The sequence below is a fragment of the Fodinicurvata sp. EGI_FJ10296 genome (genome assembly GCF_040712075.1).
GTDB lineage: Bacteria > Pseudomonadota > Alphaproteobacteria > DSM-16000 > Inquilinaceae > JBFCVL01.
The window spans coordinates 131,216-138,049 of record NZ_JBFCVL010000010.1 but is presented as its reverse complement, the minus strand read 5'-3'; the positions used below and the strand labels follow the sequence as shown (position 1 = coordinate 138,049).

The window sequence follows — 6,834 nt, the reverse complement described above, 5'->3', positions numbered from 1 at the left end:
AGCATGCTGATGATCTGCTCATCCGTGAACCGTGATCGCCTCATACGTCCGCCTCCTTCATCGTGACGGACTCTACCAAAAAATGGAGGAGATTCAGGGACTCAGGTCAGCACATCCTTGAACTGACCCTTGGATCTGAACTTCCACGACCGTCTGCAATGCCAGAGTAATCGCATCCAGTTCGTCGGATGGCGGTCGGTATCGCTTCTTCAGTATGCGCGGCTTCAGTCGAATGCTCGGATCGAATGGGCGCGTGATCAGGCTTGAAAACAGGCCGCCGGTGATCAGGAACGGTGTAACGAGCGCAATGCCAACCCCCTGTTCGGCAAGGCCGCAAGCGGCGAAGGAGTGACTGACCAGCACCGCCGGATTGCACCGTGCGCCGGCAGCCCGAAATCCATCATTGATCGCAAGGCTGATCGGCTCGTCGAGCCGAAACGAGATGAACGGATATTGTTCCAGGTCGCGCGGTTGAATACGTGCCTTGTCGGCCAGTGGGTGGTCCGGGAGCATTGCGCACACGACCTCCGTCTCCATCAGATCGACCGTTTCGATGGCCGGATGGCTTTTGGAAAGGTAGATCAGGCCGACATCCAGGACACCGCTGGCGACCTCTTCAATTGTCTGGTTTGTCGGCAAGGCGAAGATGTCGACGCGCGTCTTTGGAAACCGCTTTCGGAAATGAGCCACGGCGCGGGGCACGAGAGTCATCGTGGCGGTAGGAATAGCGCCAATCCTGATGAACGAGGCGGTAGCGTCCTGAAGCTCTTCGGCCAGGATCCGTACCCGCTCGACATCGAAAAGCACCTGTTCTATCGCGTCGGCAAGCGGCTGCATTTCCGCTTTCGGCACCAGGCGGCCGCTGCGGCGGTGGAACAGCTTTACGCCCAGTTGCCGCTCTGCTTCCCCAAGCATCTTGCTGCAGGCCGGCTGCGATATATCCAGGAGTCGAGCGGCTTCACTGACGCTTTCGGTGCGAAGCACGGCTTTGTATACCTCGAGATACCGTAAGTTCAAAATGACCTCCACTCATTGGATTGGCTCGGACGACAGTCAAAATCCATATCGATTTGGTTATGGGTCCATATTGATATCGTAACATAAAATAAAAATCTTGCGCATTCTACAGTATAGAGGGTAGCGTTTTTGAAAATAGCGCTAGCGGCCAAGCTGGCGCCTGCAAGACGGACATGGGTTTCTCTCTCTTCGGTTGTGTATCACGAGTCTGGGATCTGCCTGCCATGCCAAAAGCGCCTGTCATTATCGTTGGAGCCGGTGTCGTCGGGATGGCTACGGCTGTTTTCCTGCGCCGGGACGGGCACGACGTTACCGTAATCGATCCGGCCGGACCGGGCGAGGGGTGCTCCTACGGCAACGCCGGGTCGATCAGCCCGGATATGGTCATTCCCATGGCGATGCCCGGGATGATGACGAAGATCCCGCGATGGCTTTTCGATCCGTTGGGCCCCCTCGCGATCAAACCGCGGTATTTCCCGCGCGCGTTACCGTGGCTGCTGCGATGGATCGAATCTGGCCGCGGGGCCCGCGTCCGGACATTGTCTTCGCACCTGCGCACATTGCACAGGCCGGTTTTCGAGCTCTATCGAGAGCTTCTGGGCAACGCTGCGGAGTCTCACATACGCACCGCCGGTCAGCTTTACGTGTGGCGGGGTTTGGAAGCGACCAGCACCGAACTGCTTTCCGATGCGCTTCGCGAGGTGGCGGGCGTGCACACTGAAGCTGTCGATGCCGGCCAGCTTCGAGAAATGGAACCTGCGTTGGGTGAAGATTTTCGGCGTGGACTCTACTTCCCCGATAATGGCCACACCGCTGATCCCCGTGCGCTGGTCCGCGCGCTGGCTGAGGAATTCGAGCGGGCCGGTGGTGTCATCGCCTCCCGGAAGGCGGAAGGGTTTGAAATCGGTCCCAGCGGTGTCACGGCGGTTCGGACGTCCGACGGGTCCTTGTCAGCATCAGCCGTGGTGATCGCGGCAGGCGCCTTCTCGGCGCCTCTGGCGGCGGCCGTCGGTGCCCGTGTTCCGCTGGAAACCGAACGTGGTTATCATGTGTCACTGCCGGATCCGGGCATCACCGTGAACAACAAGCTCAGCAACCGTGAGCAGATGTTCAGCGTTACTGCCATGGAAAACGGATTGCGGTTCGCCGGAACCGTGGAGATTGCCGGGCTTCATGCACCGCCGGTCGCAGCCAGGACCGACGTGTTGTTGCGCCATGCCAAGGCCATGTTCCCCGGACTTCGGACTGAGGGGTGCGAGGTGTGGATGGGTTTCCGGCCGTCCATGCCCGACAGTTTGCCGGTTATCGGCCGCGCCCCCAGGATCGCGAATGCCTGGCTTGCGTTCGGCCATGGCCATACCGGCATGACCGGTGCCCCCATGACGGGGCGCCTCATCGCCGACATGATCGCGGGCAGGCCAACCGCCGTCGACGCCGCCCCTTACAGTCCGGCTCGATTTGCGATGATCGCGCGCACCGCTCAGCGTCAAGAGGATCGCGCAGAGGACCGTGCAGCATGACGGCGCCGCGCGATACGTCAGGAACTGCCGGTCCTGTGGACGACGATATCTTTGTCCGCCCGATCGACAAACTGACCGGGCCGATTCGAATGGTCGCCGCCGTAGTCGCGGTGGCGTTCGCCCTTTTCCATCTCTACACGGCAACCTTCGGTGTGATGGACGGAATCCGCCAGCGGGTCGTTCACCTGGGTTTTGCGCTGGTGCTGGTCTTTCTGATGAAGCCGGTGTTGAGCGGTATGGTTTCAGCGGGTCCGCGCAGACTGTTCCGGTTCGTGGACCTGTTGTTCATCATTGTCGTCGTCACCGGGTGCGGCTACCTCTTTATCGAAGATGACGCCCTGGACGCCCGCATGGGCCTGGTTTTCACCACCGACATCATCCTGGGCGTGGGGGTGACTATTGCACTGCTGGAGGCGACACGGCGCCTGACAGGCATCGCGCTGCCGCTGGTCGCCATCACGGCTCTCGGTTACGCCTATTTCGGCCCCTATTTGCCGGGTGCCGTGGCCCATCGCGGCTTTACCGTCAGCGACATTACCGTCACGCTATTCCTGACAACCGAAGGCATCTTCGGGCCCCCGCTGGCGGTGTCTGCCACCTACATCATCCTGTTCATCATTCTGGGTGGTGTGCTTCAAGCCAGCGGCGCGGGTCAGTTCTTCTCGGATATCGCGCTCAGTCTGTTTGGCCGGGTGCGTGGCGGTCCCGCAAAGGTATCCGTCGTCGGCAGCAGCCTGTTCGGGATGATCAGCGGCAGCGCCGTTGCGAATGTCAGTGGCACCGGCGTTCTCACGATCCCGTTGATGAAGCGTATCGGATTCGATCGCCGATTTGCCGGCGCGGTCGAAGCCGTCTCGTCCACCGGCGGTCAGCTGATGCCGCCGATCATGGCCTCGGCAGCTTTCGTGATCGCGGAGATCCTCGGCATCTCCTACATGGAGGTTGCGGCGGCCGCGGCTATTCCCGCCGCACTCTATTTCGCGGCGCTGTTCGTGGCGATCGATCTGCGCGCCGGAAAACTCGGCATGCGCGGCCAGAGCAAGGCGGAATTGCCGGCCGCCGGCCCGACAATGCGCGACGGCGGCTATCTTCTCATCGTTCCGATCGCTTTGGTCCTGTTGCTGGCGGTCGGCGGCTATTCGCCTATGCGGGCCGCGGTCTACACCATCGGCATCAACCTGCTTCTGTTTCTGTTCCGGGTAACCCTTGCCTCGTCCAGCGATGCCAGAACGATCGGTGTGCTGATGCTGGCAACCGTGCATGCCGTAGCGTGGGTTGCCATAACGTATATCGGCCACTGGCCTGGTCTGGTCGTTTACGCCGCCGGTCTCGTGCTGGCATGGCTGGCAGGACGGCAACCGGACGCGAATCCGGGGCTGCGCATGTCCAGCGACTTCATCGAGAAGGTGATCGTGGCGCTCAGGGACGGCGCGTTGGGTGCGCTGGAAGTGGCGGTGTGCTGTGCCACGGCCGGTATCGTCATCGGCGTCTTCATGCTGACGGGACTGGGGCTCAGATTTTCAGGCATCCTGATCGATATCGCCGGTGGTAATCTGGCACTTCTGCTCGTGCTGACGATGTTCGCGTCGCTTATCCTCGGCATGGGTATGCCGACGATCGGGGCCTACATCATTCTCGCGATCCTCGTGGCGCCCGGCCTGATCGAGCTTGGCGTGAATCCGCTGGCTGCTCATCTCTTCATTTTCTATTTCGGTGTCATCTCCTGCATCACCCCGCCGGTTGCGCTGGCGGCCTACGCGGCTGCGGCGATCTCGGGCGGGTCGGCAATGGGCACGGGGATCACCGCCTGCCGACTGGGAATTGCGGCGTTCATCATCCCGTTCATGATGGTCTACAACAGCGAACTGGTCATGCAGGGCACTTTCCTTGCGATCGTTCTGGCGTCGCTTACCGCTCTGGTCGGCGTTTCCTGCCTGGCCGCCGGACTCGAAGGCTTTGTTCTGGCCCGCGCCAATGCCCTGGAGCGGATCATGCTGGTCTCTGCCGGACTGGTCCTGATCGTGCCTGGCATCTTTTCCGACATGATCGGCATCGCGCTGATCGCCTTCGTCGCGATGACTCAACTGCGCAAACGCGCGGCATTGGCCGCCTCGCCGCCCGGCGGCGCGAAAACCGAACCCTCCCTCCATATCGAAGAGCAACATCCATGACCGCTGTTCCGCAAGAGCCGCCGGCCGGCGCCCGATTTCGCGCCCGATTTCGCGTTGGAATCGATACCGGCGGCACCCATACCGACCTCGTCCTGATCGACAGTGACAACGGCGACCTGATCACATTGAAGGTGCCGAGCACGCTGGACGATCTGACGGTGGGCATTCTGGAGGGCATCGACCTCGCCATTGGTCAAAGCGGCCTTGCCGACGCCGAAATCGAGCGGTTCGTTTACGCGACCACCATGGTGACGAACCTTATCGTCGAGGGGGTTGACGCTCCGGTCGGGCTGATTACGACGGAAGGTTTCCGGGATCTGCTGGAAATCGGGCGGGCCTCGCGCAAGCCGCACATCTATGACATCGACTGGCGCCCGGCCAAACCGCTTGTGCCCAGGCCGTTGCGCCATGGCGTGCGCGAGCGCGTGACCCATGACGGCAGCGTTCTGGCTCCATTGAATGAGGGCGACGCCCGGCAGGCGCTGCGGGACCTGCGCGACGCCGGTTGTACCAGTGTGGCTGTGTGTCTGCTTCATTCCTACGCCAACCCGGTCCATGAGCGGCGCATCGGAGAAATCGCCGAAGCAGAGTTTCCCGAACTCGACATGTCGCTGTCGTCTGCCATCGTCCGCGAGTTTCGCGAATACGAACGGGTCAGCACCACCAGCCTGAACGCCTATGTCAGGCGGCCGCTTCAGAAGCATCTGTCGGGTCTGAGCGCGGCGCTGAAACGCAGAGGCGTGGAAACGCCGATGATCATGCGCGGCAACGGGGGCGTCTCGACATTCGAGGTTGCGTCCCGGACGCCGGTCGGCATCACCCATTCCGGGCCGATGGGCGGTATCATCGGCGGGACGGCGGTCGCTGCCGCCTGCGGTATCTCCGATATCATTACCCTCGATATGGGCGGCACCAGCGCCGATGTTTCGTTGATCAGCAATGGCGATCCGATGCTGACCACCCATGGCAAGGTCGGCGAGTATCCCATTCTCCTGCCGATGCTGGATCTGATCACGATTGGTGCCGGCGGCGGATCGGTCGCGTGGGTCGATGCCGGCGGCGCCCTCAGGGTCGGCCCACGCAGCGCCGGCGCCCGCCCGGGCCCCGCATGCTACGGGCGGGGCGGCGTCGAGCCGACGGTAACGGACGCCAATCTCTTCGGCGGAAGGTTGAACCCGGAATACTTCCTGAGCGGCAAGAGCCAGCTCGACAAGGCACTCGCCGAAAAGGCGCTGCGCGAGAAGATCGCCGAGCCGCTGGGCATGGAAATGGGCGAGAGCGCCATCGGCATTCTGTCGATTGCAGAATCCCACATGGTCAACGCCATCAAGCTGATCTCGGTCGATCGTGGTCTCGACCCTCGTGATTTCACCCTCGTCGGCTTTGGCGGCGCGGGGCCGCTGCATACATTGAGGCTTGCCGAGGAACTGGGCATCAGCCGGGTGCTGATTCCGCCGGCGCCGGGCAACCTGTCCTCCATGGGCCTGCTCGCCGCAGACGTCCGTCACGACTTCGCACTGACACGGGTGACGGCTCTCGACGCCGTGCGGCTCGATTCGCTGGTCGCCGGATTCCAGTCGTTGATCGAAGAGGCTGGAACCGCCCTCGATCTGGAGGACGTGCCCAGGGACAGGCGCCTGATCGTGGCCAGCGTCGACCTGCGGTATCAGGGGCAGAACTATGAACTGAACCTGCCGATCGGCGCCGGAACTCTGGACGAGGCGGGCTTCTCCGCCCTGGCGCCGCGATTCCACGACGAACACGAGCGGGCCTATGGGTACCGGCTGGCCGATCGGGGCATCCAACTGGTCAATTTGCGGGTGTCCGCCATAGGCCACGTTCCCAACGCAGGTTGGCCGGATATCGGCAGCGGCAGGGCTGTGCTGGAGCCGATGGCCGAGCGCCCGGTTCTGCTGTCATGGGGCGTGACCGCAAACGTCCCCGTCTATCGCGTGACCGACATCCACACCGACGACGAAATCACGGGGCCGGCGATCGTCGAGTATCCAGGCTCCACCCTGTTCGTGCCGCCGGGATGGGAGGCGACTTGCGACCGAATGCGCAATCTGCATCTGATCAACGCCGCCCCCGGCAAAAAGACCCCCCGGTAACAAGAACCGAGACCG

The 6,834-nt window shown here is 62.3% G+C and carries 4 protein-coding genes; 3 read left to right on the top strand and 1 reads right to left on the bottom strand.

What is annotated here, in order from left to right:
- Nucleotides 1-93: 93 nt before the first annotated feature.
- The gene (locus ABZ728_RS20510; RefSeq protein ID WP_366658232.1) at nucleotides 94-1,029 is read right to left on the bottom strand and encodes a LysR family transcriptional regulator; all 936 of its coding nucleotides are present in this window, start codon (nucleotides 1,027-1,029) and stop codon (nucleotides 94-96) included.
- Nucleotides 1,030-1,241: 212 nt separating this feature from the next.
- Between ABZ728_RS20510 and ABZ728_RS20505 the strand changes: the two genes are divergently transcribed.
- From ABZ728_RS20505 to ABZ728_RS20495, 3 genes are read left to right on the top strand one after another with little or no spacing between them, the layout of a single operon-like run.
- The gene (locus ABZ728_RS20505; protein ID WP_366658231.1) at nucleotides 1,242-2,537 is read left to right on the top strand and encodes an FAD-dependent oxidoreductase; all 1,296 of its coding nucleotides are present in this window, start codon (nucleotides 1,242-1,244) and stop codon (nucleotides 2,535-2,537) included.
- Nucleotides 2,534-4,708 (top strand): TRAP transporter fused permease subunit, encoded by a 2,175-nt coding sequence (locus tag ABZ728_RS20500; RefSeq protein WP_366658230.1) that lies wholly within the window; start codon nucleotides 2,534-2,536, stop codon nucleotides 4,706-4,708. Before ABZ728_RS20505 ends, ABZ728_RS20500 begins: the two co-directional genes overlap by 4 nt.
- Nucleotides 4,705-6,819, top strand: a complete 2,115-nt coding sequence (locus ABZ728_RS20495; RefSeq protein WP_366658228.1) for a hydantoinase/oxoprolinase family protein — start codon at nucleotides 4,705-4,707, stop codon at nucleotides 6,817-6,819. The genes ABZ728_RS20500 and ABZ728_RS20495 overlap by 4 nt, the downstream gene beginning before the upstream one ends.
- The last annotated feature ends 15 nt before the right edge of the window (nucleotides 6,820-6,834 follow it).

Excerpts from the sequence above, each read along its gene's own strand:
- ABZ728_RS20505 (WP_366658231.1), top strand. The coding sequence starts at position 1,242 with ATGCCAAAAGCGCCTGTCATTATCGTTGGAGCCGGTGTCGTCGGGATG.
- ABZ728_RS20500 (WP_366658230.1), top strand. The coding sequence starts at position 2,534 with ATGACGGCGCCGCGCGATACGTCAGGAACTGCCGGTCCTGTGGACGAC.
- ABZ728_RS20495 (WP_366658228.1), top strand. The coding sequence starts at position 4,705 with ATGACCGCTGTTCCGCAAGAGCCGCCGGCCGGCGCCCGATTTCGCGCC.